This window comes from Calditrichota bacterium, from assembly GCA_016867835.1.
Taxonomy (GTDB): Bacteria; Electryoneota; AABM5-125-24; order Hatepunaeales; family Hatepunaeaceae; genus VGIQ01.
Genome location: VGIQ01000033.1, coordinates 1 through 25,105 on the forward strand (window position 1 = coordinate 1; position 25,105 = coordinate 25,105).

Annotated in this window: 19 protein-coding genes and 5 tRNA genes; 20 read left to right on the top strand and 4 right to left on the bottom strand. The window is 55.4% G+C overall.

Going from position 1 to position 25,105, the window contains the following annotated elements; genetic code table 11:
* The first annotated feature begins 2 nt into the window (after window positions 1-2).
* On the top strand, window positions 3-1,049 hold the full coding sequence (locus FJY67_05250; GenBank protein ID MBM3328870.1) for a DegT/DnrJ/EryC1/StrS aminotransferase family protein: 1,047 nt from the start codon (window positions 3-5) through the stop codon (window positions 1,047-1,049).
* Between the two features lie 124 nt (window positions 1,050-1,173).
* Here the strand turns inward: FJY67_05250 and FJY67_05255 are convergent.
* Window positions 1,174-1,260, bottom strand: a tRNA-Leu gene (locus FJY67_05255).
* A gap of 172 nt (window positions 1,261-1,432) precedes the next feature.
* On the opposite strand from FJY67_05255, the gene secG reads away from it, so the two are divergent.
* From secG to FJY67_05340, 17 genes are all read left to right on the top strand, one after another.
* Complete coding sequence (gene secG, locus FJY67_05260) at window positions 1,433-1,825, top strand: preprotein translocase subunit SecG (GenBank protein ID MBM3328871.1); 393 nt, start codon at window positions 1,433-1,435, stop codon at window positions 1,823-1,825.
* A 15-nt stretch (window positions 1,826-1,840) separates the two neighbouring features.
* Window positions 1,841-1,924, top strand: a tRNA-Leu gene (locus FJY67_05265).
* 119 nt (window positions 1,925-2,043) lie between these two features.
* Entirely contained in the window at window positions 2,044-3,204 is a 1,161-nt protein-coding gene (locus FJY67_05270; GenBank protein MBM3328872.1) for a hypothetical protein, read from the top strand.
* A gap of 87 nt (window positions 3,205-3,291) precedes the next feature.
* Window positions 3,292-3,885 (top strand): DUF899 domain-containing protein, encoded by a 594-nt coding sequence (locus FJY67_05275; GenBank protein ID MBM3328873.1) that lies wholly within the window; start codon window positions 3,292-3,294, stop codon window positions 3,883-3,885.
* Window positions 3,886-3,968: 83 nt separating this feature from the next.
* Window positions 3,969-4,400: an OsmC family protein gene (locus FJY67_05280; protein ID MBM3328874.1), complete on the top strand. Its 432-nt coding sequence runs from the start codon at window positions 3,969-3,971 to the stop codon at window positions 4,398-4,400.
* A gap of 417 nt (window positions 4,401-4,817) precedes the next feature.
* Window positions 4,818-8,315 carry a hypothetical protein gene (locus tag FJY67_05285; GenBank protein ID MBM3328875.1) on the top strand — a complete coding sequence of 1,166 codons (3,498 nt, stop codon included), beginning with the start codon at window positions 4,818-4,820 and terminating at the stop codon, window positions 8,313-8,315.
* 226 nt (window positions 8,316-8,541) lie between these two features.
* Window positions 8,542-8,614, top strand: a tRNA-Cys gene (locus tag FJY67_05290).
* 11 nt (window positions 8,615-8,625) lie between these two features.
* Window positions 8,626-8,708 (top strand) — tRNA-Leu (locus FJY67_05295).
* Window positions 8,709-8,812: 104 nt separating this feature from the next.
* Window positions 8,813-9,889: a class I fructose-bisphosphate aldolase gene (locus FJY67_05300; GenBank protein MBM3328876.1), complete on the top strand. Its 1,077-nt coding sequence runs from the start codon at window positions 8,813-8,815 to the stop codon at window positions 9,887-9,889.
* Between the two features lie 110 nt (window positions 9,890-9,999).
* Window positions 10,000-10,084 (top strand) — tRNA-Ser (locus tag FJY67_05305).
* A gap of 239 nt (window positions 10,085-10,323) precedes the next feature.
* A complete protein-coding gene (locus FJY67_05310; GenBank protein MBM3328877.1) occupies window positions 10,324-10,557 on the top strand; it encodes a hypothetical protein in 234 nt (77 codons plus the stop codon).
* A gap of 514 nt (window positions 10,558-11,071) precedes the next feature.
* Window positions 11,072-11,983: a ParA family protein gene (locus FJY67_05315; protein ID MBM3328878.1), complete on the top strand. Its 912-nt coding sequence runs from the start codon at window positions 11,072-11,074 to the stop codon at window positions 11,981-11,983.
* Window positions 11,980-12,390, top strand: a complete 411-nt coding sequence (locus FJY67_05320) for a hypothetical protein (protein ID MBM3328879.1) — start codon at window positions 11,980-11,982, stop codon at window positions 12,388-12,390. Before FJY67_05315 ends, FJY67_05320 begins: the two co-directional genes overlap by 4 nt.
* Before the next feature lie 11 nt (window positions 12,391-12,401).
* Window positions 12,402-12,692 carry a hypothetical protein gene (locus tag FJY67_05325; protein MBM3328880.1) on the top strand — a complete coding sequence of 97 codons (291 nt, stop codon included), beginning with the start codon at window positions 12,402-12,404 and terminating at the stop codon, window positions 12,690-12,692.
* A gap of 675 nt (window positions 12,693-13,367) precedes the next feature.
* Entirely contained in the window at window positions 13,368-14,711 is a 1,344-nt protein-coding gene (locus FJY67_05330; protein ID MBM3328881.1) for a hypothetical protein, read from the top strand.
* A 52-nt stretch (window positions 14,712-14,763) separates the two neighbouring features.
* On the top strand, window positions 14,764-15,666 hold the full coding sequence (locus tag FJY67_05335) for a protoheme IX farnesyltransferase (protein ID MBM3328882.1): 903 nt from the start codon (window positions 14,764-14,766) through the stop codon (window positions 15,664-15,666).
* Window positions 15,663-17,495, top strand: a complete 1,833-nt coding sequence (locus FJY67_05340) for an adenylate/guanylate cyclase domain-containing protein (protein ID MBM3328883.1) — start codon at window positions 15,663-15,665, stop codon at window positions 17,493-17,495. The genes FJY67_05335 and FJY67_05340 overlap by 4 nt, the downstream gene beginning before the upstream one ends.
* 37 nt (window positions 17,496-17,532) lie before the next feature.
* Here FJY67_05340 and FJY67_05345 read toward each other — a convergent pair whose 3' ends face one another.
* The 3 genes from FJY67_05345 to FJY67_05355 form a co-directional block, all read right to left on the bottom strand.
* A complete protein-coding gene (locus FJY67_05345; GenBank protein MBM3328884.1) occupies window positions 17,533-17,730 on the bottom strand; it encodes a hypothetical protein in 198 nt (65 codons plus the stop codon).
* 105 nt (window positions 17,731-17,835) lie between these two features.
* A complete protein-coding gene (locus FJY67_05350; GenBank protein MBM3328885.1) occupies window positions 17,836-18,630 on the bottom strand; it encodes a hypothetical protein in 795 nt (264 codons plus the stop codon).
* A gap of 311 nt (window positions 18,631-18,941) precedes the next feature.
* Window positions 18,942-19,673 carry a hypothetical protein gene (locus FJY67_05355; protein ID MBM3328886.1) on the bottom strand — a complete coding sequence of 244 codons (732 nt, stop codon included), beginning with the start codon at window positions 19,671-19,673 and terminating at the stop codon, window positions 18,942-18,944.
* Between the two features lie 133 nt (window positions 19,674-19,806).
* On the opposite strand from FJY67_05355, the gene FJY67_05360 reads away from it, so the two are divergent.
* Window positions 19,807-21,588 (top strand): hypothetical protein, encoded by a 1,782-nt coding sequence (locus FJY67_05360; GenBank protein ID MBM3328887.1) that lies wholly within the window; start codon window positions 19,807-19,809, stop codon window positions 21,586-21,588.
* A gap of 16 nt (window positions 21,589-21,604) precedes the next feature.
* The coding region (locus tag FJY67_05365) for a right-handed parallel beta-helix repeat-containing protein (GenBank protein ID MBM3328888.1) at window positions 21,605-25,105 on the top strand (3,501 nt) is incomplete at its 3' end.

Sequence of the window (25,105 nt, forward strand, 5' to 3'; positions counted from 1 at the left end):
CCATTCACTGGTGTCGGAGAGGGACGACGGCGATGGCTTGGGCTTGCAAAGCGGCCTCCCTTGCGCGGCCGGATGTTGGGTCGCCGGAGGTTATTCTACCTGCAACCGCCTGTTCGACCTTGCCGGCCGGTGTTCTATTAGCCGGCGGTCGGATCCGCTTCGCCGATGTCAATCTTAACGACGCGTTACCTGACTGGACAACGATCGAGCACGCCCTCACTCCGAACACCGTGGCTGTGCTCTTCATCCACATGTTTGGGAACACTGCAGCACTCGATGACCTGCAGCGCAAACTGACAAGTCGGGGTTTGGTGCTGATAGAAGACGTCGCTCAAGCCTTCGGCGGGCATCTGCCGAACGGCGATCCGGTTGGGTCGGCGGGCGATCTGGTCATCCATGGCTTCACGGACAATAAAATCCTCGAGTCGGGTGGCGGCGCACTCGTTGTTAGAAGAAGCGACCTGTTAGAGCCGGTATTGGAAGCTAAAGAGATGCTTCCCAAACCGAAGCCAATGGCAAGAGAGGACTATCAACGTTTCGACCGGAGTTACCAATCGTTCTATTCAGGTCTGGTCGAACTGGTGCGAATGGCGCCGGGTGCCCGGCCGCACCGGTCTTATGAGGATATGATACCGCATTGGGGCGAATGGTTTCTGCAAGGCGAACCGCCGGGACTCCGGCTCGACTACGAAAGACGCAGACTGGATTCAGAAATTGCGCACCGGCTGATGATGGCCGGAGTTTATGAAGATCGGGTAGGAACTTCTTTTGGGAGACCGCTTTCGCACCCTGGGATAAGCGGCAATTGCTGGCGGTGGAGTATGTTGCTGAATGAGGGGTTGTCGCAGGAATCGGTTATTGCGGCGCTGCGGCGGCGTGGCATTCCCTCGACCGACCTCTACTGGCCGCTCGATACGTTGCTCGGGGATGGTCCGGAGTGCAAGGTGGCGAGGGAATTGGGGAGGAGGGTTATCAACCTTCCGGTCGATCGCAGCGCAACCCCCGAGTTGGCGGTCGAAGTGGCGAAAGTTCTTGCCGCACAGGTTTGACATTGCCTCCTGTTACAATTTAGATGGGGGGAGGAAGGATGTCAGCGAGGGCGGAAGGAATGCCCCGGGACAGTCCTCAAGGCCTTTCCAATCTTACTATCGCATGGACATGACTACGAACTGCTTGTGCCGGAGGCCGGATTTGAACCGGCACGCCCTTGCGAGCGCCACCCCCTCAAGATGGTGTGTCTGCCAATTTCACCACTCCGGCGGGATGAATAAGATAGTCAACAGGCGGCCTCCAAGTCAAGGCAGTGTCAGCCCGACTCATTGCAGGACACGATTTTGAAGGCTCGTCAAAAAAGTTGGCGTTTTCCGGTTTCTCCCCTTGCGGAGACGGGGAGAGGGCATTATATTGAAGCGCTAATCCACATTGACAACCTATCGTGCTCATCCTTAAGGTTCTGCTGACCTCAGTTCACGTCCTGGTCAGCCTGGTGTTGATCGTATCGATTTTGCTGCAGGCTTCCAAAGGCGGCGGCCTTGCTTCGACCTTTGGCGGTCAGGCGGCGTCGGTCTTTGGTCCGCGCAGCGCAGCCAGCGCGCTATCCACCGTGACTCGATACCTGGCCGGGGTCTTTCTGGTCCTATCGTTTACCCTTTCGATGCTGGCTGCAGGCAGTTTCGGTCCCTCCAGCGTTACGCAAAGGGTGCTGGAGTCGTCGCCGGCTTCGCAATTGCCGTCGGTCGAAGACCTTGATTTGGGAGCGCCTTCCGCGCCTGCTCCTTCGGATGAGGCACCGGTCAACCCGCTGGAGGGATCGGAGGGGCGTTAGCGTCGTTTGCCGCAAGCCGGAGTGGTGGAATTGGCAGACGCGCTGGTTTCAGGGACCAGTATCCTTCGGGATGTGCGGGTTCGACTCCCGCCTCCGGCACGTTCGTGATTGATCCAAAGGGCTAAGAGTCCTTAGTTTAGTGTGACGCCGGTCACACCCGGAATGATCCGGGGGGAGCATCTTTCAAGTCGGATGGTTAAATCCAATCTGAGGCAGATATGAAGCGAGCAATCCTGATCCTCCTGCTTGTTGCCATGGTAGCAGCGGGTCCAACCTTTGCCGGCCAGTTCTATGGCGGTAAGGGACTGCTCCACACCAACAGCGCGTTGGTTCTACCGCCGGGGGCTCTCGACATGAGCCTTTATATGCGGGGTTTCCTGTGGATTAAAGCGAGCGACAATTACGTCACCAACGGCACCAGTGCTCTGGCTACGGCCTTCGGGTTCTCGCGGCATCTTGAACTTGGGTTTACTCAAGTTCTCTATCAGGATCTGAATGGCACCAAGCGACCGGCTGCAGACAAGAACAAGACGGTTGTCATTCCCGGTAACACTTTCGTTCGGTTCAAGTGGGGCGGCTACCCCATCGGAGGCAACCTCTATTGGGGGATCATGCCGGCTCTGCGTTACCGGGTGGCACTTTATCAGGATGTGCAGTTCGAGCCTTATGAAGGAATCGGGATTGAGGCCGAACTGAGCGGGCTCCTCTCATACTATATGAAGCCTCTCTACCCGGATGAGGCGCCCTCCTTTCATCTCAACCTCGGATATCTGAATCATAATGACGGCACCAACCCGGGAAACGCGTCACAAGGTGTCAACTACCTGGTCTCGGCGATCTTCCCGCGCCCCCGATTCGACTATGGAGTTGAACTCTACGGGTCAAACTTCCTGAAACGGCCGCCATTGACCACTCTCGGTCGCGAAGACTGGGCTTACATGACCCCCTTTGTGCGCTACAAACTCTTCAAGGGTATGCACTTCACGATGGGGCTTGATGTCCTGCTCATAGGAGGTGAGGAAACCTCTCGGCCGAGGGCTCACAATGATTTGAATTACGCAACCTGGCGTATCAGCGGCAAGATGAACTTCGTTCCTTCAACGTCCTTCTATGCCGCTCCGACCTTCGTCAAGGCTGACCAGCCCGGCGGAACCGGCAAGGAGCGTCGTTCCTATTCGTCGTCAACCGGGGGAGGGCCGACACCGACCTTCAGCCGGCAGGAACTTTTCCGATGGGGTATTGAAGAACGCGGCCTTGATGCGCAGTCGATCGACCTCGACCTTGAAAAGATCCGTCAGGAGCGCAAGCGCGCTGAGGAAGAACTTCAACAACTGAAGCAGAAACTGGAAGCGAAACAGCGCCGCGAAGGTCAACAGTAGCCTCGATTAGCGTCTGCAAACTTCGGAAGCCCGCCCCCGGCGGGCTTCCAAGTCTATAGGCTTCAATCCCAAAAGTTGAGGGGCATCATGGAACAAGAGGCGATCAAGACCCGACAAGATGAAATCTTGAAACTCGAACTCGAGTTGATGGAGAAGTGGCAACAGGTGCGGGCAATGAAGCGGGAACTTCCGCCCGAGCCGGTTGACGATGCGACATTGCGCGACCACGACGGGAATCCGGTTCGGCTCTCGGAACTATTCGGCGCATCGCAGGACCTGATCCTGATCCACAATATGGGACGCAGTTGTCGGTGGTGCACACTCTGGGCTGACGGGTTTACCGGCTTTCTGCCGCACCTTGAGAGCCGCGCGGCATTTGTGCTCGTTTCACCGGACGAGCCGGAGGTGCAGAGGGACTTTGCCCGCTCCCGAGGCTGGAAAATCCGTATGCTCTCGGCAGCCGGAACGTCGTTCATCCGCGACCTCGGTTTTGAGCCGGAACCGGGGCACTATCAGCCGGGCTTTTCGACCCTTCATAAGGAACCTGACGGCCGAATCGTCCGCATCTCATGGGACTACTTCGGACCCGGGGATCCCTACTGCTCAGTCTGGCACATATTCGATTTGCTGAAGGACGGGACTGGCGACTGGGAACCTCAGTATAAGTATCCGGTTAATTAGTAATCACTCGCTTCTTTGGAGGTGAGATTCACAGCACTTACGGAGGGCTTCCTGCCTTCCGTTGAGAAATAGAGGAGACAGTCATGCCTGTGCGCTATGGAAATGCCGTCTGGCGGGGAGACCTCAAATCTGGTAGCGGCGTCGTCAGTTTGCATCATGGCGCCTGGTCGGGCGCTTATTCATTTGCCTCGCGCTTTGAAGAAGGCGCCGGGACAAATCCCGAGGAGATGATCGCATCGGCTCACGCCGCCTGCTTCTCAATGGCGTTTGCCAATGCCCTCGCGCAGTCAGGATTCACGCCGAAGTCTGTCGAAACTACCGCGCAGGTGCACCTGACGATGGTCGATGGCAAGCCTACCCTCACACCGATAGACCTCATCTGCACCGCTGAAGTGCCCGGCATCGACGAAGCGAAGTTCCAGGAGTTCGCCAACGATGCCAAGGTTGGATGCCCTGTCTCGCGAGCCCTTGCATCCGCCGAAATCCGACTTGAAGCAACGCTGAAAAGCGCTTAGGGTTTGCCATCCGATAGAGGATTGGCACGGCGCTTGCCATTCTAACTACCGACACTTCGAATTTTGCGTGGACACTTGAACTGAGCGGAGTCGTCGGGATGGTCGGCAAACGTCAGGATCATTATTCCTCTGTAACTTGCGCGCGCGAGAGGCGCCTTCGGGTTGCTTTCCGGTCGCTCATACTTTCAATTCCCACCGTGCAGGAAAGCAGGGTTGGATGTGCATATTATGCACTCCAGCCTATTGCCTGCGCTACTCCTTTCAAATCACCCCCACAGCCCAAACTTCCGAGCCTGCGCTCAGACCTTACGGATTTTGCGAGCGAAGCAACTATGATGCGTCCTTCTGCACGTATGCGGTTGGACGACGGTTTCGCAAGTATGATAAACGCCAAGTCACCGAATGGAGGGCTCCGAAATGCAATGCTACTCTCATCTCTCGCGCCCGGCTAATCGGGCGCTCCAAGGACTGCTTCCCATCATCGCGATCATTCTGATTGCAGTCGGCTGCGACCGAAACCCGGTCGGCAGCAACGGGCTTCCTCCCGGTCAGATCGCATCCATCGAGCTCCGTGCTTCCAACACCCTTCTAAAGGGTTTTCGCGGCGACCTTCGGATCGAGCAACTCACGGCCATAGGCCGGGATGCCCAAGGCGTTGCCGTAACCGGACAGCGGATCGATTTCGCGATTCAAAGTCCCCAGCCCTGGAAGGGGACTATCTCGTCCGTCTCCGGGGACAGTCTGACCGACGACGAAGGGCGGGTGCGCAAGAGTTACTCGGTTCAGATCGACCGCTCCGCCTCGGTCGTTATTGAGGCTCGTGCCGGTAACACCACTTCCAAGATCGATCTGCAAGTTGTTGTGGTCGATGACCTGATCGGCCGCCTCACCTGCGAAGCCTCGCGCAATGTCCTGAGTGTTCCCCCCAACCAGACACGCCAGACGACCGTCGCTGCAACGCTGGTCGATCTGCAAGGCGCAGCACTGCCCGGGATGCAAGTGCGGTTCCGCACCGACCCGCCCGGACTCGGATTCGTCGATGCCGACACCGGCACGACCGACATCAGCGGCCGGGTGGTGCGAACTTTCAGCACTCTGCCAAACAAATTCGGTGCCTGTGCCGTGATCGCTTCGATAGGCGATAGCAGCGGCCGCGCCGAAATCACCGTTCGGCCCGCCGGGGTAAGCGCCTGGGTTTCGATCATGACCCCCGATCCGGTGGTTATGGCACCACGCGGTCGCAACGTCGAAGTGCTGCTCTATGTCTTTGTCGGCGATTCGAGCCGGCTGCCGGTCGGTCCGGCTATACTCGGTTTCGAGGTGCTGCCTGTCGAGTTAGGCGGTGTCACCTTTGGATTGCTGTCGCCGCGCGATACGACCGACCAGAACGGGCAGTGCGAGGCAACCTTTCAGACGCTTGGCAGCACCGGTCGGGTGAAGATTAAGGTCACAGTCCTTCCGGCGACGCTTTCCGGTCGAAGGCCGGACAATCCGGTGAAGGGTAGCGTCCGACCGGCCGGTGCCGAGGAGGGAGACCTGACAGCGGAATTGATCCTTGAAGTGCGCGACTTGCCTTCGAGCGTCGCAACGCTAACCCTGACCGCGAGTCCCGACTTTCTCAGTCTGCCCCCCGACTCGAATGGTCAGGCCACCGTCCGCGCCCAGGTACGCGATGCCCGAAACGTCGGCCTCGAAGGCGTCGTAGTGCGCTTCGAAACCGATCTTGGGGCGCTCTCGAACTTCACTGAAACCGATGCCGCCGGAATCGCCACGGCGATATTCCGGAGCAATTACCAAACTGGCGAAGCGCACGTTCGGGCTATCGTTCCGGGCACCAATCTCGAAGCGGTGGCACGGATCGTCATCCGGCCCTCCGCCAGTGAGACCGGCACACTGATCCTGAATACCGACCGCAACACGATCTACGCCGATAACGGGCTCACCTATGCGACGTTGACGGCGTTGCTTTCCGATGCAGGCGGGCAGGTGCTTGCTGGCAAGCCGCTGGTCTTCACCAAGACCCACGGCACGGTCAATTCGCCCGTCACGACCGACTCATTGGGGCTTGGAAGGGCGATTTTCCGGGATATCGGTTTGCCGTCGCTCGACGCGAGCGGCAATCTTGTTCCGGCCGTGATCACCGCACGTTATGATCCGCTCGGGCTTGAAGCACAGGTCGAGATCACCATCCTGCCGCGCAATCCAGTCTCGCGCATTACCTTGCAATCGGCTGCCGAACAACTCCCGGCGAGTGGACGCGATTCGACGGCAGTGCGGGCGACCTGCTTCCTCGAAAATGGCGATTTTGCTCCGCCGGGGACGCTGGTGAGGTTCGAGACCGACCGGGGCCGGTTCACGTCTGAGTCGGTGCCGGTGCTCGGCAATTACGGTGTGGCAGAGACGGTCTATATCACCGGCTCGACGGTCGGTCGAGCGACGCTTAGGGCTTTTGTTCAGAATGAAGGCGCTGCCGTCGAATCGAATCCGGTGAGCATCGATCTGATACCAGGCCCGCCGCGACGGGTGACCGTAACCGCCGATCCCGACCGGCTTATCACCAACAGCCCGAACAGCATCTCGGTGGTAACGGCACTGGTAACCGATTCGACCAACAACCCGGTGGGCGCCGGGACGCTGGTGCGCTTTGCAGCATCGCTTGGAAACATCACACCGGCCGCGGTTACCGGATCCGACGGTCGGGCTGAGTCGCGACTCTCGGCAGCGGTAACGGCGGGGCAGTCCGAAGTTACGGCTACCGTTTCTTCGCCCTCGGGCGATGTCGTGGGACGGACGACCGTTACCTTTGTCCCCGGCAGCCCGAACGCAATATCGCTCGTAGCGACTCCGCTGAACATCGCCGTGCGCGGGACGGGAGGGATCACCAACTCGACCCTGACCGCAACGGTGCGCGACGCCAACGGGAACCTGATCGAAGAGCCAACGACGGTTTACTTCGAACTGATCAACGAGCCTGCACCGCCGCGCGGGATGGATATAAACAACCGCGGACAACTCGACTCAGCAGAGACTTCTCACGGAGCCGCTTCAGTAACCCTCAACTCCGGCACCGAAGTCGGGGGCAAAGTAGTCCGGGCTTACACCTGGCGGGATGAGGCGCGCAACGACACAGTCCAGATAACGCTCTCGAATATCATGGTCGTCTCGGGGCCGCCGGCATCGCTCGACATCGACGTCGATGACGAAGGCACCAACGCCCTCGGCGGCGCCTGGAAGATCGAACTCTCGGCGCGGGTCTTCGACCTCTACCGCAATCCGGTAGCGGACGGCATTCCGGTCGTTTTCACCGTCGATCCTCAGATCGCTTCGGTAACCTCGGGCTATACCGGCAATCTCGGTTCCGCGGGGACATCCGAACCCGGACTGGCTTACGCCGACCTCTTCTACCAGAGCACCCAGACCTTCTCCGGCATTCGCATCACGGCTACCGTGGCGACGCCGGGAGGCCGGATCACCGGGCAAAAGGACCACACTCTGCCACTTCAGAGCGGTGTCCTTGAACTAAACATCGATCCGGGCAACTGGCGGTTCGATATGGGCGACCGGCAGGCGCTCTGTAACATTCGCTGCTGGGTCGTCCTCCGCGACGGGCACGGCGCGCCGATCAACAACGCACCAATCCTGTTCCTGACGGACAACGGCCGGTTCTGGTGGCTCAACAACCAGACCCGCAACTTTGTCCTCTTCTATCCCCAGACGGTGCGCAAGTTGACCGGCGTCGTCGATCAACTGCACAACGAATCACCGGGACAGGCGACGGTCTATCTCAGATCGACGCAATGGGAACTCTTCCTCGACGAGATCACGCCGGCGGAGGATGCCCAGATCACAGCCTCGGTAGAGGGGTATGACGATGTGGAGGCAAATCCGAAGTTCGTCATCTTCACGCGAAGGTGAGGTGAAGTGCGTTTGACACCTTGGAGGGCGGGGGTTCTGCCCGCCCTCCATGATTTTTGCCTGTGCCGCCCAATGGATAGAACTTTGCCCCAGGATGTGCTTGTTCACTGAACAGCCCTGTCCAATGGACATTAACATGCGATTGACGACCTCCCGCCTTGACTTGCCGCAGTGTTGAAGTTATACTCTATAATAAATCTGGTGGCTTGCCACCCGGTTTGCAATAGGCGGCGTAGCCAAGAGGCCAAGGCGGAGGTCTGCAAAACCTCTATTCAGCGGTTCGAGTCCGCTCGCCGCCTCACTTCCGAAGGCCGGGGTGGTGGAACTGGTAGACACAAGGGACTTAAAATCCCTCGGCATCCCGCCGTGCCGGTTCGATTCCGGTCCCCGGCACATTCTGTTGATGATGGATGATGGTGTATGAATGGCTTTATGAGTAGATAATAAAGGACTTATGCTTAAGAACAACCCTCCTGAATATACCTATAGGTAATCCAATGCCGAAATCTATTGACACCATTGCCGGTCTGCTTGGCGCCGAAGCCAAGAACCTGTTAAATCACACCTGTCGCGCGATTCCCCAAGACCGCCTGCACCTGCCCGGGCCCGACTTCGTCGATCGCGTTTTTCGCCTCAGCGACCGTTCGACGCCGGTCTTGCGAAGCCTTCAGGCAATCTTTGACCACGGCCGACTCGGCGGCACCGGATACCTCTCGATCCTGCCCGTCGATCAAGGTATCGAGCACTCGGCGGGCGCTTCCTTCGCCCCGAACCCGATCTACTTTGACCCTGAGAAGATCGTCGAACTGGCCGTCGAAGGCGGCTGCAACGCCGTCGCTTCGACCTTCGGCGGACTTGGAATGGTGGCGCGCAAGTGGGCGCCCAAAATTCCCTTCATCGTCAAGATCAACCATAACGAACTGCTTACCTACCCCAACAAGTTCGATCAGGTGCTGTTCGGATCGGTCGATCAGGCCTTCGAGATGGGCGCGGTCGCCGTTGGCGCGACGATCTACTTCGGGTCGGATGAGTCCACCCGGCAGTTGCAGGAGGTATCGGAGGCTTTCGAATATGCTCACGAATTGGGAATGGCTACGATCCTCTGGTGCTACACGCGCAACAACAAGTTCAAGCAGGGTAAGAAGGACTATCACACCGCGGCCGATCTCACCGGTCAGGCCAATCACCTCGGCGTGACGATCCAGGCGGACATCATCAAGCAGAAACTGCCCGACGCCGGGCGCGGCTACGAAGCGCTCAACATGGAAGGCGGCGCCTATGGCAAGTTTGACACGCGGATGTATGACGACCTGATGACCGACCACCCCATCGACCTGGTGCGGTATCAGGTGCTAAACAACTACTCCGGGCGGATCGGGCTGATCAACTCCGGCGGAGCCTCGGGCGCGAACGACCTCGCCGAAGCCGCCTGCACCGCGGTCATCAACAAGCGCGGCGGCGGGATGGGTCTCATCAGCGGACGCAAGGCGTTCCAGAAGCCGATGAAGGAGGGCGTGAAAATACTGAACATCATCCAGGACGTCTATCTGGCGAAAGAGGTTACCGTCGCGTAAGTTGGCAATATGGAATGCGGAATGCGGAATAAACACCTGTAAGACTCTACCCTCTACATTCTGAATTCTACATTCTACATTCTACATTCTACATTCTACATTCCTCATTCGGAGGATTCGCCTAATGGTATGGCAGCGGTCTTGAAAACCGCCGGGTGAAAGCCCGTGGGGGTTCGATTCCCTCATCCTCCGCGAGCAGGGATATCAAGGCGTCTTAAGCGGAGTGGCTGCGGGCAGATTGGAGATGACGCCCACTACCACTCAAATTCACTTCGCCATACTCGTTGTCTTGATCTCCCGATAATAGCAGTGTATATTGAACCTATCGAAGTCAAAGACTCGGCCAACCGACCTTCCCGATGAGTCCGATCACCCGCATCAAACAACTAATCCTCGACGATTAGATCATCTTCACCGAGAAGGCAGACATTGAGATGAGCCGCGAGCACCTGACTGAGCGAATGGTCAAGGAAGCAATCATCAACGCCCCGGCTATCAGCAAGACCATCCGCTCCCGTCATCCGGTTACCGGCGAACGGGAGTATCTTTACATCATCATCGGCCCAACTTACACAGGCCACATCCTCTACACTAAAGGCAAGGTTCAGATTGAGGATGATTATGAAGTCTTCTACGTCATCATCTCCTCAAAACACTATGTCGGATAGACACAAATCTCTTAGTCGCCTTAATGACAGTATCCACACCTGCCCGGATTGCGGCAATAGGGCAATGGTCCGCGTCAGGGGCGACTGTCTCTTGCAGGACGGCACGTTGGTCGCCGACCTCGAGCGCTGGCAATGCACCGAGTGCCGGGCTAACTTCTTCGACTCGAAGGCGATGGAGGCGATTAGGAGAGTTAGGAGGGCACACGCGTCAGTCGGAATGACAACGTGAGTCACGCGCCCCATCGACCTTGCGCCGGGACAACTTCCCGTCTATTGGGTTTCCAACGGTCAAAGCCTACAGTTGACAGATTGGAACAGAACCTTGAGCTTTCAGATCTGGGATTACGACGGTACCGGAAGCGATCAAATCGGAGTAGTGAGTTTCAGAATCAACAGCCTTATTTCCTCGCACGTTTTTGTTCGATGTTTTCGCTTCAAAGCGAGAATTGAGTATGAGACTCCGCATTAATTGGCTTTGAGATTCATCGCCGTAATACAAACTAAGGAAACACGAATGAAGGTAATCTCGGTTATCAATTACAAAGGCGGTGTTGGAAAGACGACCTTGAGTGCTAATCTTGGGGCCATCTTTGCAAAGCGCGGTAAGAACGTCCTCCTACTGGACGTTGACCCTCAAGCGAGCTTGACTTTCTCCTTCATCACTCCTGACGTCTGGCGTGATGATTATGCCGAAGATATGACAATCAAATCTTACTTTGACGACTTGGAGAACCCACCTGCCAAGTTATCAGAATTGATAATTAAACCTACCACGGTTAATTCGGCCATTGGAAGAGTGGGAAAGCTCTCCCTAATCTGCTCTCATCTTGGCCTCATTAATCTTGATTTGGAGCTTGCTGCCGAACTCGCTGGAGCTAACTTGAAGCAAAGCAAACGCAAGTTTATCAAAGTTCATAGTCATCTTCAGCGAGCTCTTACACAACCCGAATTCGCTGATTATGACATGGTTCTGATTGATTGTCCACCGAATTTCAATATTGTCACGAAGAATGCAATCTTAGCTTCGGATCACATTTTGATCCCTGCAATTCCTGACTATCTTTCGACGTTGGGAATTGATTACTTGCGATCAAGTGTTGACGGTCTGATCGAGGAATACAACGAATACGCCGCACTAGGAGATGATACCCCCCAAGTTTCTCCTTCAATTTTGGGTGTCGTTTTCACGATGATCCGCCGATATGGCGGCGATCCATCAAGTGCATTTCGCCCATATATCAATAGGACAATTGGCTTAGGAATCCCGACCTTCGATACAATGATAAAAAACAATGATGCTCTTTACAGTGGAAGGCCACAAACTGGTATTCCAGTCGTTTTATCTTCGCAATCTAATCCCACTTACAAAGAATGCGTGGATGAATTAGAGGAGCTCGCAACAGAGCTTGAAGGGAAGTTGCCTTGAGTGCTGAGAGAAAACATATTCGCGCGTTTCGCCTACTTACACGCAAGTTCAAGGAGTGCGTTGAGAGGATTGATGAGCGGACGCTTGAGGCAATTTCCGATGGAGAATGCACGGTTAATTTCAGCATACAACGAGTTAAGCCGGTAGCGGTTAAGCAAATAGCAGAGTTCGGCGAACTCGACAGCATCATTGCTGGTTTGAAAGCTACGGCTTCACGATCTGATTGCAGAGAGCTCCTCTTACACACGGAACCAACACGAGAAAAGCTTTATCAAATCGCTCGTCGTCTCGATCTTCCTTGCGACCGCCGAACGACAAAATCACAGTTAGCAGAAGCAATCGTTGAAGCTACAATCGGCTTTCGTTTGAATTCTGAGGCCATTTTACGTCCTCTCGGTCGCAATTAGGTAGCCTTCCGATGCCAATTGTTCAGTTGCTTCAGGCTATTTCTATTATACTTGCCTCTATCACTATTATTCTCGGCATCGAAGCTTGGAAACGTGAGTTCATTGGGAAGAGAAGAATTGAATTGGCAGAGGATGTTCTTGCTAAATTCTATGAGATTAGAGATTTCATAGCTTATATTCGCAATCCATTTTCATACTCTAATGAATTTCCTCCCCGCGAGATAGGCGAATTTGAATCATCAGCAGAGACAGCGGCATTGAATAAGGCCTATGTCCTTAAGGCGCGTATCTTAACAAGATAGGAATACTGAAGCAATGGCATATCCTTCGATATAGATTTATCGCTGGTTTTGGCGAATCCAGTGGCGTTGTCTTTGATGAAGTTGACGACATAATGCACGATTTGTTAATCGCGGCTGATTCGCTTGGTTGTGAGTTATGGAACAGTGACGCTCGAACGAGGCTGAATAAAGAGCTTCAAATGAAGTTCGATAAAGATAGGAGGTATCACGAGACATTGTTTTGGGATCACGGTACTGATGATGTGATCAAGCCTCGATTGGCAACAATTCTCACTACTCTTGAGAAGATAGTATCGCCCTGTTTCAACCAGACTACTATCGCCAGGCGCCTTTTGCAGCGAATCACTTTTAGGCGCTTCTCGTGAGCCTGCTTATGTTGCCAAACTCCTGTCACGCTCGTTTGCAAAAAACGACGATATGTGACACGAGCAGCAACTTCTGATTGTGATCAAGACCGGACCTCGGCCAAGAAGTCGTTAGCCGGGCCCCGGGTCGATTATACACTTTGATTCGAACGTCGGGGGAAACCGACTTGAGTCCCCCTCCTCGGCGCCTTCGGCTTTTCGTATTGGGGGGGCTTCTTCCAGACTTCTACTTCCCAACTCCACCGGGATTGCCTCGTAACTCCTTCCTTGCCCGTTGCGGGCAGACCGTCGCAGAAAGGACGATCTCCGAATGAATGCACCTCCGACACCGACACCGCTGGTCGATCCGGTATCGGCGCCATCGCCAGCCCCGCTGGCAACACTCGGCGTCAAGGTCTGGCTCTGGCTGTTGATTCTCCTGACGGTCGGGGTGGTAGTGTGGGGCGCGGTCGTACGCATCACCGGATCGGGGCTTTCGATTCCCGATTGGCCGACGATCGCTGGATCGCTGACGCCGCCCAAGTCGGACTACGGCTGGTCGCAGTTGCAGGAGACCTATCGCGCCGAAGCCGAGCGGCTCGGCAAGCCCGGCTTCCCGCCCGACATTACGCCCGAAGCCTTCCGGCGGATGTTCTGGATCGAATACTATCACCGTGCCCTCGCCGCGCTGGTGGGGCTGGCGCTGGTGATTGCAACTGTTACCGCGTTGCGCAACCGGACGCTCTGGCATCGGACCGGCGGCAGGTTCATCACCCTCTTTGCCCTCTTGATTGCTCAAGCCGGGCTGGGCGGGGTTGTCGTAAAGGGCGGTCTGCAGCCTTTGATGATCGCGGCGCATCTAATAACGGCATACATCTTCTTCGGTTTGGCGATCAATGCGTTGCAGGCGGTAGGACTTGCAGGCAAGGTCGTGCCGGGCGAGTCGAAGTCAGCCGGACGCAAGCCGCTCATCACGGTTTGGCTGCTGATGTTGATTACGTTGCTGCAGGTCTTTACCGGCGGCTTGACGGCCGGGCTCGGCGGCGCCCTCGTAGCCAACACCTGGCCCTTCATGTTCAACTTTCTCCTTCCCCCCGGGGAGTTGATCCTTGATGCGAAGTTCGGCGGGATCGGTGCGAATCTACTTCACAACGCCGTTTTCGCACAGTTTGTTCACCGCTGGCTGGCGTTTCTGCCATTGGTTCTTTATGTGGCTCTAAGGCTCACCTGCAGTTTTCTGCCGCTCACCAAGCCTACCCGCTGGTGGATGCGGCTCACCGGGCTGCTCCTGGTCGCGCAGATCGTCGTCGGCATTCTGAATCTGCTCAAGGCGGCGCCGCCGAACCTGACGGCGCTGCATTCGACCCTTGGCCTCTTGATCTTCGGCTTCATCAGCGCGGTGGCTTATGATCTTAGGCATAATGCCGGCCTGAAGCGCATCTTTAAGCCGCTTCCGCCTCCTCCGCCGACGATTCAGGATCAACTGAAGCAGCAACGGGCGGCAAGTCAGACACAAGCGCAAACAGTTGCTTCCATGGGTTCGGATCCTTCATATCCTTCAGCGCCGCCGGCATCCGCAGCGGCATCAAGCGAGGCTGCGGTTGCGCCGCCTCCCTCGCGCCCCAAGCCACCGCCCCGGCCGCCGGAACCATCCGGCCCTGCGGAGTGGAAGTGAGGGGGATTACGAAACCCGAAGCAATGGCACTTGATCGCTTCACGTTGGAAACATTCACCTCATTCATAGCATTCACGTCATAAAGAACCTCATAGACCGGCTTGGCGCCTACATTGCTCTGACCAAGCCCACCATCATGCTCCTCGTGGGCATCACCGGAGCCTCCGGAATCTGGCTTGAAGGAAGTCTGATCCGTGATCCCTTGCGGTTTGGACTCTCGCTTCTTTTGCTGATGGCGGCGGGAGGCTCGGCCAACGCCTTCAATCAGGCATTCGAGCGTGAGCGCGATGCCCTGATGTCACGCACCCGCATGCGTCGTCCTCTGCCGCTTGGACGCATCAGTGCGGTCGAGGCTTTCGTCTTTGCCTCGCTGCTCGGACTGGTCGCGGTTGTCGGGTATGGAATCTGGTTCAACCTCCTGACGTCGCTGCTCGCACTCGGGACGATTCTATTCTACGCCTTATACTATACCCTATACCTAAAGCCCCGCACGGCTCAGAACATAGTTATCGGCGGCGCTGCCGGAGCCATGGCGCCGGTAATAGGTTGGGTATCCGGATCGGGCCAAATCGGTCTGATGCCGGTTTTGCTCTTTCTGATCATCTTTCTTTGGACGCCACCGCATTTCTGGGCTCTGGCGCTCTGTTTGAAGGACGACTACCGAAGAGCCGGTCTGCCCATGATGCCCAACGTTGCGGGTGACCGGGCGACCTGGCAACTGATCATGATCTACACCTTGCTGACCATAACGACCTCGATTGCGCTCTCGCTTGCCGGTGCCGGGATGGCTTACCTGGCCGTGGCAGTTCTTTTGGGATTGCAGTTGATCCGCAAGGTCCGGTTGGCTGAACGGTCCGGCGAGCGCAAAGTCGTAATGGGTCTTTTCGGCTATTCCATCGTCTATCTACTCGCGCTCTTCGTTGCACTGATCGTCGATCGGGGCTTCGGGGGGTGAACACCTCAACCGCCGACCTACCCGGGAACAACTCCCCTCCCGGATGGATCACGGTTTCGCGCAGTCGCGACTTCCTTTTACCGCCCCGCCGTCTCTGGCTACATCTCACCAACTCCAACCGCTTCAACCGCCTGGCCGGGTTTCCGTCGTTAGACTCCACCTTAACCCGCGATTCCTTCGACCTAAACCTGCCGGGCGGCGAATTTCGACTTCTCGGTCTCCGGCTGTCCCGGCAGTGGGATCCCCGCATCGAATGGGTCGAGCCATTCTGGTTTGAACGGGAGCGTGCCATCTCGTTCGGACCGATAGCCAGACTGATCAACCGGTTTGAATTGACGGAAGTTGAAGGCGGTTCACGCGCCAATGCTCTCTATCGGGTCGAGCCGAGGTCTGGCTGGAACGGCGTCGTTCGTCTCGGCGCTCCGCTCGTTGCAAGGACCATCGAGCGCTTCTTCGACCAACTGGAACGGCTGGTTGCGATGGATGCCCCGGCAATTGGTTCCGGCACCGTAGCGAGCCAACCCAACCGGAGCCGCTTGCAGAAATCGGGATTGGCCTTGCAGCAGCGCGGCTTCCGCCCCGACCTGACCGAGCAACTGCTCGCTGCGATAGCTCGCGACCCGGACGACGCTCTTGAACGAATGCGCCCCCTGAACTATGCCAGCCGTTGGAATGCCCATCCGCGCGATGTCGTAGCGCTCTTTCTGGAGGGAGCCGCTGTCGGGCTGCTCGACCTCAATTGGGAAGTTGTCTGCCCCAATTGCCGTGGCGTGGTCTCGAAATCAGGCGATCTTGCCCAACTGGTGAATGACTACCACTGCGAATCGTGCCGCCTGAATCTGACCGCCGACTTCGATGAGGCGGTCGAAGTAACATTCTCACCATCCGATGAGATTCGCCGGGTCGCGAAGAAGTCGTTCTGCTACGGGTATCCGGCTCTTACACCGCACGTAACGGCTCAGTTACGGCTCGAACCGGGGGGGTCCCGGCAGATCGAAGATATCGGGGATGAACGACTGATCGGCTGGGCCGCGCCTATGAAAGTGCGGCAGGAACTGGGACTGGCGGGGGGAGGAGGGAGGCTCACGTTGCATGAAGACCGCTTTAGCGTCGAACCCGATGCAACGAACGACGGCTGGCGGGTCATGAACCAGTCCGGGCGGCTGGTTCTTGTTCAGTTGCAGCGATCAACGGCGCATCCGGACGCTTTGACAGCGGGGAGGCTAACCTCTCTGCAGGAGTTTCGCGACCGCTTCTCCGCTCAACTACTGGCGCCGGGCGTTACCTTTGCCATCCGGCATCTTACGTTCTTGTTCACCGATCTGCGCGGCTCGACGGCGATGTATGCCGAAATGGGCGATGCGCCGGCGTTCAAGATCGTCCGGGAACACTTCAATACCATACGCGCGGCCATAGTAGCGGCGGAAGGCGGGATCGTCAAGACTATCGGCGATGCGGTGATGGCTGTCTTTTCCGATGCGGGAGCCGGGTTAAGGGCGGCAATCGCTATGCAGGAGGCGTTCGCGGGGACCGGCTTGGTGGTTAAGATCGGACTTCACAGCGGCCCATCCATCGCCATCACCCAGAACGAAGTGCTCGACTACTTTGGGACAACGGTGAATACGGCAGCGCGCATTCAAGCCACCAGCCGGGGCGGGGATGTTGTGATGTCGGACGAGTGCTATCGCCTTGCGGGAGGTGAAGCGTCAACGACGTCATGGGAGTTTGAGACTACTTTGGAGCACCTCACTCTAAAGGGGCTGCCTTTTCCGGTAGCGGTGCGAAGGATCCGCAGGGCGAGGTGGATGGCTGTGCCGGGGGGGATCTAGGCGAACCGGCGCGAGGTGTCTCCACCAGACGTCTCTCCTATTGCCTCCGCTGCAACATACCCCGAATCGCCAGATGGGCACCTACGATTATAACCGCGAACACCAGTCCCAGCCAGCGCTCTTCACGGATTTCAAGGGGGATGAGAAAGCGTGCATTGGACCAAACAAGGGTGAAAAGGATTACCCCGTCGAGGACAATCCGCGCTGAAATGGCGTCAAGCGCAGCCTTGCTCATAGGTGCGGGAATCCCTTGCATCCACCTTAGACGATAGCGGATGATAGCAAAGCACACTAGAGCGAACGCAGCAATGGGCAGGAGCCAGTAGGAATTCATGTTCGGCTAATCAAGAATCGCCCAGCAGATAGCTTCCACAGCAGACCAAGTCGCGCCACCTGCAACGCCTGTGGCCGGGTTTCCGGTGCAAGCACCTGTTGCAAGCGCGGCATGGCAATCAGATATGAATACATCACCCCAGGGGATTCCAAAGAGCTTCCCCGGATCTGAATCATCAAACCCGATGTTCCGCCATTGCCAACTGTAATATGCAATGGACATTACCGGCAGAATAGTGGATTCATTTGAAGACCAGCTTATTCCGACGACATCATCCTTGAAAGATTCAAGACTGTCAGACACCTGAACTTCGCTCCAACTTGAATTGTATAGGATGTTGGACAGGCGCATTAAATAGTCATACTCCTGCGATGATATCCATTCCTCCAGCAGAGCTTCAGATACGTGATCTTGGAAACTCTCGCGGGTGGTGACCCTTCGCCCGTATTCGATCATTTCCCTTCGGATCGGGTTGACGAGCGAGGTGTCAAACTCGTATTCGTTGATGAGGTGATCAGCAACCAAGTTGGCAACCCAGTCGGTGGCTGCTTTCTGGTTCTCGAATGAACTCGGGGGGCGATTGACCAGGCTGTCATCCAGTAAGTCCATACAGGCATTGTGAATGATGCCCCATTCAGTCCATCCATCGATCCGCTGGTGAGTTTTGCCCAGTTGGCTTTGCTGAGGTGAGGTAGGAGTGGAGTCGAAAGGCTCGATTCTGTCTTCCCTAACGGTCGAGCAGGACGTGAAGAGCGAGGCTGCTGCCGCGACTAAGATGAGAACTGGAGGCACCGAGTGCAATAGGCCGAAGCCTTCGCCGCACCATAAGGTAGATCTATGGGCGGTGCTCGCCGTGTGTGTGTGTGTGGTTCGTGAGCATCATGTTTTCCAAAGATTTAGGTTTGGTATCTCATTTTCATAAGGGTAAGACCCTTCCTTTGTTGCCAATCTAACGATAGTTTATAAAGAAGTCAAGCGATTTAGGAATGGAACTGCTGAATTCGTCAATGTTCCGGAAAGAATCCCGCATCCGTTGGCATCGAACCGCGCCTAATGTAAGAGGCCTCTGGAATTTGTCCAGAGGCCTCTTTAACCTTACCACCTGCTAACGATCAATGCTCTTCGTGCCCGGCAACGCCGATCCCGATCAGAAGCCGAATGCGCAGTTTCGGCTCGCCCTTGTCAACCTCGCTGACCGCGAAACCGGCGCCGAGGGAGGTCCAGAGATGTCCTTCGCCGTGAGCGATGGTTGGGCCAAGGTAGTGCCCTTTCGGGCCGCCGGAAGCCTCCAGACCGACGTTGAACAGTTTCCCTACCCGGTAACCGGCGGCTGCCGAATAACCTCCCAGCCAAAGCCCTCGATCTTTCTTGATCCACTCGAAGACCGGTTGAAAGGCGAGATTCCACGGGTCGCCCCGCTGCCCGGCGATCGGCTTGAACTCCACCTTATGCTCGGCGAAGTCCTGCTTGGTTTGGTATTCGACATAGAGGATCGGTCGGAACCTGTCTCCTCCCAAATCGCCGAACCGGTAGCGGCTGCGAAACTTGGAGGCGTCGAACTTGAGCGATGCCCCCGGGGATTGCTTGAAGACCTGATAGAGCGAGAAGTCGAAGCGGTCGGTCATTCCGATCTCGAGTTCGACCTGCTGAGTCAGGGTGGTCACGCCCTTGGTGCTGTCGCTGTAGGGCGTCGTGAGGGTATGATAATATTCGACTTCGGCTTCCCCGGGCGCCAAGGTCTGGTATTCGTAAGTCCAGACGAAGAGCCGCTGGTCGGCATGAGCCGGAAGTGCGGTAACGCCGAAGGCTGCCACAAGGACGAATATGGTTGATGGTAGATTCAAGGGAACGCTCCATATGTTAGATATGCCTAACATTATAGGGCATTCCAAACAATGATGCAAGAAATGAATGATTAGATCGAGGTCCGCGTATGAAAAAGTCAGATCCGTGCCTTACTGATAAGTGTAAGCAGGGATGCAGCAGGCCTGTTATACAATCCCGGTAGAATCGGGAACAGGAGGTTGGGTAGTTGTGAAAAGTATGCTATATTGGGTAAACAGTGGTGAAGCAGGATCAAGTATGAAGAATATCTTCAATAATCTCAACCGATTAACACTCCAAGCGACGGTGGTCGCAGCGGTGTTGGGGGCGCTGGCGGGGGTCGTCGGACTGGTGCCAGAGGCGGCCGCGCAGCCGAATCAGCCGCCCCAACTGTTCTGGCGGCTGGATGCGCCTCACGTCAATCAGGACGAAGAGTCTCAGTACTTCTACGACTGGACGTGGATAGGGGATCAGGATGGAGACGGCACCGATGAGTTGTTGATCTGCCAGGAGCCTTATATCAGAGGTTATGGCCGTCCCAGCGAGGCCTACTTGAACCGAGTCGAACTTTACCTCGGTAATCGTGAGGGAATGGCTCAGGGGCCCGACTTCATTTTCGAAGCGGAAGATACGCTGGAGATAATGGCGCTCAATGTGACATACCTCGGGGCGTTGACTTCACGAAATGCTCACGACTTTGTGATCTTTACTTCCGCTTATTGGCATAATCCGAATCGTCCAAGGTGGGACCGACGCCTCTTTTATGAAATTAAAATATATAATGGCGGAGAGGATCGATTTGATATAGATCCCGAATTTGTTATAAGAAGATATACCGACACAACCAACGTTGATTATGTAGCACCAGGCGGGATTTTTCTCCTTCCTCTTACAGAACCTATCGATATTAACGGCGACGGGTATAATGACCTGTTAGTTTATAAGCAAGACTTCGAAGGTGCAGTAATTTTCGAGGCTCTCTGCGGCGGAGAAGACTTCGACACAGATCCAGATATTCAACTTGCAGTAATTTATGGAGATATATCTTCAGCCGATTTCAATGGCGATGGATACGATGACTTGATTACACTCAACTACCAGAGCCGCGAATTGCTATTCCTTTATGGAGGAGAAGGTCCAAACTTAGATTCCATAGCAATTTTATCACTCAATCACTTCGAAGGGTATGCATTCACCGACTGCCGCGCTTGCCCCGACGTCAATGGAGACGGATACGATGACTGGGTCCTGCAGGCTTATCGGCCGGGCGATCCGTTTTCCAAAGTCAGTTGGCTCTTTTTTGGAAGAGATTCACTTGACGCAGAAATTGACAGGACACTCATAGTCGATCCAGTCCCAGTTTACGGGGGTTCCAGCAGTCACGGCGGTTTTGCCAATGCAGATAGATATGGTGACGTAATCGGAAGATTTAACGACACGAGATTCAATTTTGGTTCCAATTGGTTCAACGAAAGGCCAGGACTGATTTTTTATGCCTCCTTCACAAAGACTCAAGGAGCTTATGGTGACTTCAACGGAGACGGCACTAACGATTGCGTCTTTCTAGCCTCTGACGAACCTCATTACAGACGACTTCTAATATATGCTAACAATCCCGATTGGGTCGTCTCCGTCGGCGATGAAGGCCCTTACCCTATCCCCAGGGAATTCTCTGCCGCTGCCTACCCTAATCCCTTTAACAGTCATACTATTGTTACCTTTCAACTCCCCGATCGGGGCGATCTCTATTACAATCTAATCGACATACAGGGGCGCACAATCGAGAGTTTCGAGCGGAAGATTCTGGCGCCGGGAGCACAGTCTTTTGTCATTCTTGCACAGGGGTTGCCATCCGGCATTTACTATCTATCCGCATTTCTCCAATCGAAACATAGAGCGTTCAACACTACGCTGAAGATAATCCACATCAACTAAGAACTAAGGAAGAAGCATGAAACCGCAGAACTCACTTCTGATCGGGACGATCATCACATTGGTAGTAGCAATGACTCTGTCCTCATCTGCGCAGAGAATTGTCCATGTCCCCTTCAATACGCCACGCGATTCGTATCTGAAGACTTATGGCAATGATCAGATCGTCAACCGGGAGTATTACTATCCCCAGATCGATTCGATGGGCGCAACGCACGCTCACGAATGGCACTATGCGGCCGATTCTACTGACCACGACAGTCTGCTTCAGCAGAATCATCTTGCTTTGTTCACTATTCCAGGGGTTTCATCTGAAACATTTCGGGTGCACGAGGCGATGTTTCCACAGCGGAATTTCGAGGATGAATTTTGGCCAAGACCTCAGGGAGACAAATATGAAAATGATTTTATTCGACTTGATACGGCTTTGGGTACGGCAGTGCGAAGTGCGCCTCCCGCAAATGTGCTTCTCTACTTTCAATGTGACACGGGTATTCATAACCCTGGTCATATGTTCTTTGAAGATTCACTCATGCTTGATTTCGGTGGTCTATATCAACGAAAATATGGTGTATGGTTAGAGATTTTTAAGGTTGATAATGACAATTCAAATACGGTCGTTTGCAGTCTCAGAGTCAACGACCCAGGTTTACCTGGTCAAGGCGCTGTGAACACGACTTTTATTATCCGCGCAAATGATCTGATCTTCGATGATTGGTCATATGCAGGCGGGTTCATTAATACCTTTTTTATGTGCGCAAAAGACACGAGCGAAGTAAGAGTTTCGCTGTATTGGACTGACCAGGTATCGGTTCGCTTCAGAAAGCTTCGTTTTATGGACGAGTTCCAATACCGGCTTCGCTATGATCCGAACAAACAGGCCTATTGGGATACCTGCCGGACAACGATTCAAAGCATTCAGCGCCACTTTCGAAATGACAACCGCGTGCTTGGCGGCCTCATGATCGACGAGCCCGAATATACGACTTGGAAGGATTTCGGGTATTTCAGGGATAGCGTAGAGAGTTGGATCGGCAACGACCGGATGATGACCTTCGCCAATTTCAAGCGGTTCAGCCCTTATTTTACGGATAGATCGCTTGATTCCACGCGAAACCCCATCAATATGTTCGATAACTATACTTTCAAGTATTACACTTCGACTGCGTCATATGATCCCGAAGACTCAACATCTCTCCAGTATGCATTAGATTTGTTGATTGATTATGATCATCCCGACGGATATGTGAATAATGATCATGCCGGGTTTCGCACCGGAGCGGAAGCCGCGGCAGAGCGAGGTATCCCTTTCTGGTTCTGTATGCAGACACAAGGCGAACTTTCCAATTTGATGCGAGAGCCTACGCCAGCCGAAATCCTCTGCGAGGGCTTTCTGGCAATGTCATTTGGCGTCAAAGGATTCATGTATTACCATTACTTTCCCTATTATAATAATGGATTCACGTCTCTTCCCGATTGCACCTGGATTGACCGACCAGCATGGCGTGGCGCTGTCAGTCGGGGGTTGACTGATCTATGGCAATCATCGCAGGACTCTACCATTGAATCAATAGGGGATCTCAATGATGCAGTAGGGAACAATGGCGTTCTCGTCCCAAATGCAAAATGGTATGCTGTGAAGGAGTTCATCGACTATGTTCGACTATACGAGCCGATATATGCAAACATGCGCTTTGGCAGTTCGGAGTGTGCCGCGGATGAACCTTCAGTTGACTATGTAACCATTGACTCGGCATACATAGGTCCTCTTCCACCTGAGGACCACTACGAAAGTGATGCACCGGATGAGACTTACGTCCAGATTGGGGTATTCCAGCCATCATTTCCCAATTCTCGCTATTTCATGTTGGTCAATAGAAGATGCGCAGCGGACGAAGGGCGCTGGATCAGCATTACATTGGACGGAGATGCTCTATCTTTTTATTCTGTAAGTGCACTCACCCCCACGCAGGCATCGATGGTATCTCAGGGATTTGGTGAGCGGCACTTCAACTATTACCTGCCTCCAGGGACGGGACGCTTGTTTGCAATATGGGGCAGCCCACCCGATACACTCCTTGACAACGATTACTCCATACGGGGAGATTTTCTTGTGAACCGTCCCATGGTTGTAACTTCAACGGGCACGCTCACTATACTACCCGGTTCCCGAATGATATTCGATGATATGGGTACGATATCGGTTTATGGCAAGTTGCGCGCCGCTGGAAAATCTGACTCGCTGGGTGATTCAACCATAACTTTTCTATCACTGACAAGCGCTCGCTCTGGTCTCATCACTCTCACCGGCTCCGCCACTGACACGCTCGCCTACTGCAAGTTCACCCACCTCGACAAAGGGCTGAAGATCGTCAAGGACACCGGTAAGAAGGCGGTCATCGACCACTGCGAATTCTCCTATAACGCCAGCGAAGGGCTCTATGTGTCGGGCGGGGAGGTGAAGGTCACCGCCTCGGCCTTCCGCGAGAACGGCGGCGACGGCGCCTATCTCTATAACTGCAAAGCGACGCTCGACAGCCTCACCGTCAGTCGCAACGAGAAAAACGGACTCTACCTCTATTCCGTCAATTCAAGTTCGACGCTGAAGCATTCCACCTTCGCCATTAATGGCCGCGGCGCGGACGAATCGCCAGACGCCAACCTCCGCATTTACAACTGCTCGCCGACCTTGGAGCGCAACAGCATCATGGACGGCGCGGAGTTTGGCATCTACGGTGTGAACGGCTCCTACCCGGTGATGACCAACAGCACTACCGCCGCCAACACCATCGGCTCGAACGCCTCGCACGAAACCTACTGGAATGCCTCCTATCCTTATATCGACTACGGGCACAACAACTTCGACGTGGCGGACGATACGTTGATCTACATCGAGAATCTGTCGCTGGGCACCTTTTACGCCCGGGGGAACTATTGGGGCGGGGGCGAACCGAACACCGGCGGGACGCAAGGATCGATCAGTTACTATGGTCCGGGGACGTTTTCCTATTTGCCTTACGACGGCGATCTCCAACAGCGCGTTGGAAATGAAGACCCGGTCGATCTGAAGGGCGGCGGACGCCAGGGTTTTGGCATCGACGACGATGACGATGCTCAGGACGCGCTGCGGCTGGCGCTGGAGATGGAAGCGGGTCGTCCGGTCGATGCCCTGGATGCGTATCGCCAGATTATCCGGCGCTGGGGCGGGTCTCCGGCGGCGCCGCTGGCGGTGGAGCGGATGCTGTGGCTGGTCCGGAACCTCTATGAAGGAGATGTCCGCCGGGGTGAACTGGGACGCATCGGCAACTATTTTCAATGGCTTGCCGACACGAGCCGGTCGCGGGCTTTGGCTTGGAAGGCGCGGCGGGCTGCGCTCTGGGCGTTGGCGGCACAGCATCGCTATGATGAGGCGATAGCCGGCTTTGAGGCGATCATAGATAATGCTGACTGCCGGGCGGACAGCGTCTTTGCGGTGATCGACGCCGGGACGCTGCATTTGGAAGCGCAGGAGTGGGCTCAG

Excerpts from the sequence above, each read along its gene's own strand:
- FJY67_05270 (MBM3328872.1), top strand. The coding sequence starts at position 2,044 with ATGAAGCGAGCAATCCTGATCCTCCTGCTTGTTGCCATGGTAGCAGCG.
- FJY67_05275 (MBM3328873.1), top strand. The coding sequence starts at position 3,292 with ATGGAACAAGAGGCGATCAAGACCCGACAAGATGAAATCTTGAAACTC.
- FJY67_05280 (MBM3328874.1), top strand. The coding sequence starts at position 3,969 with ATGCCTGTGCGCTATGGAAATGCCGTCTGGCGGGGAGACCTCAAATCT.
- FJY67_05285 (MBM3328875.1), top strand. The coding sequence starts at position 4,818 with ATGCAATGCTACTCTCATCTCTCGCGCCCGGCTAATCGGGCGCTCCAA.
- FJY67_05300 (MBM3328876.1), top strand. The coding sequence starts at position 8,813 with ATGCCGAAATCTATTGACACCATTGCCGGTCTGCTTGGCGCCGAAGCC.
- FJY67_05310 (MBM3328877.1), top strand. The coding sequence starts at position 10,324 with ATGAGCCGCGAGCACCTGACTGAGCGAATGGTCAAGGAAGCAATCATC.
- FJY67_05315 (MBM3328878.1), top strand. The coding sequence starts at position 11,072 with ATGAAGGTAATCTCGGTTATCAATTACAAAGGCGGTGTTGGAAAGACG.
- FJY67_05325 (MBM3328880.1), top strand. The coding sequence starts at position 12,402 with ATGCCAATTGTTCAGTTGCTTCAGGCTATTTCTATTATACTTGCCTCT.
- FJY67_05330 (MBM3328881.1), top strand. The coding sequence starts at position 13,368 with ATGAATGCACCTCCGACACCGACACCGCTGGTCGATCCGGTATCGGCG.
- FJY67_05345 (MBM3328884.1), bottom strand. The coding sequence starts at position 17,730 with ATGAGCAAGGCTGCGCTTGACGCCATTTCAGCGCGGATTGTCCTCGAC.
- FJY67_05360 (MBM3328887.1), top strand. The coding sequence starts at position 19,807 with ATGCAGCAGGCCTGTTATACAATCCCGGTAGAATCGGGAACAGGAGGT.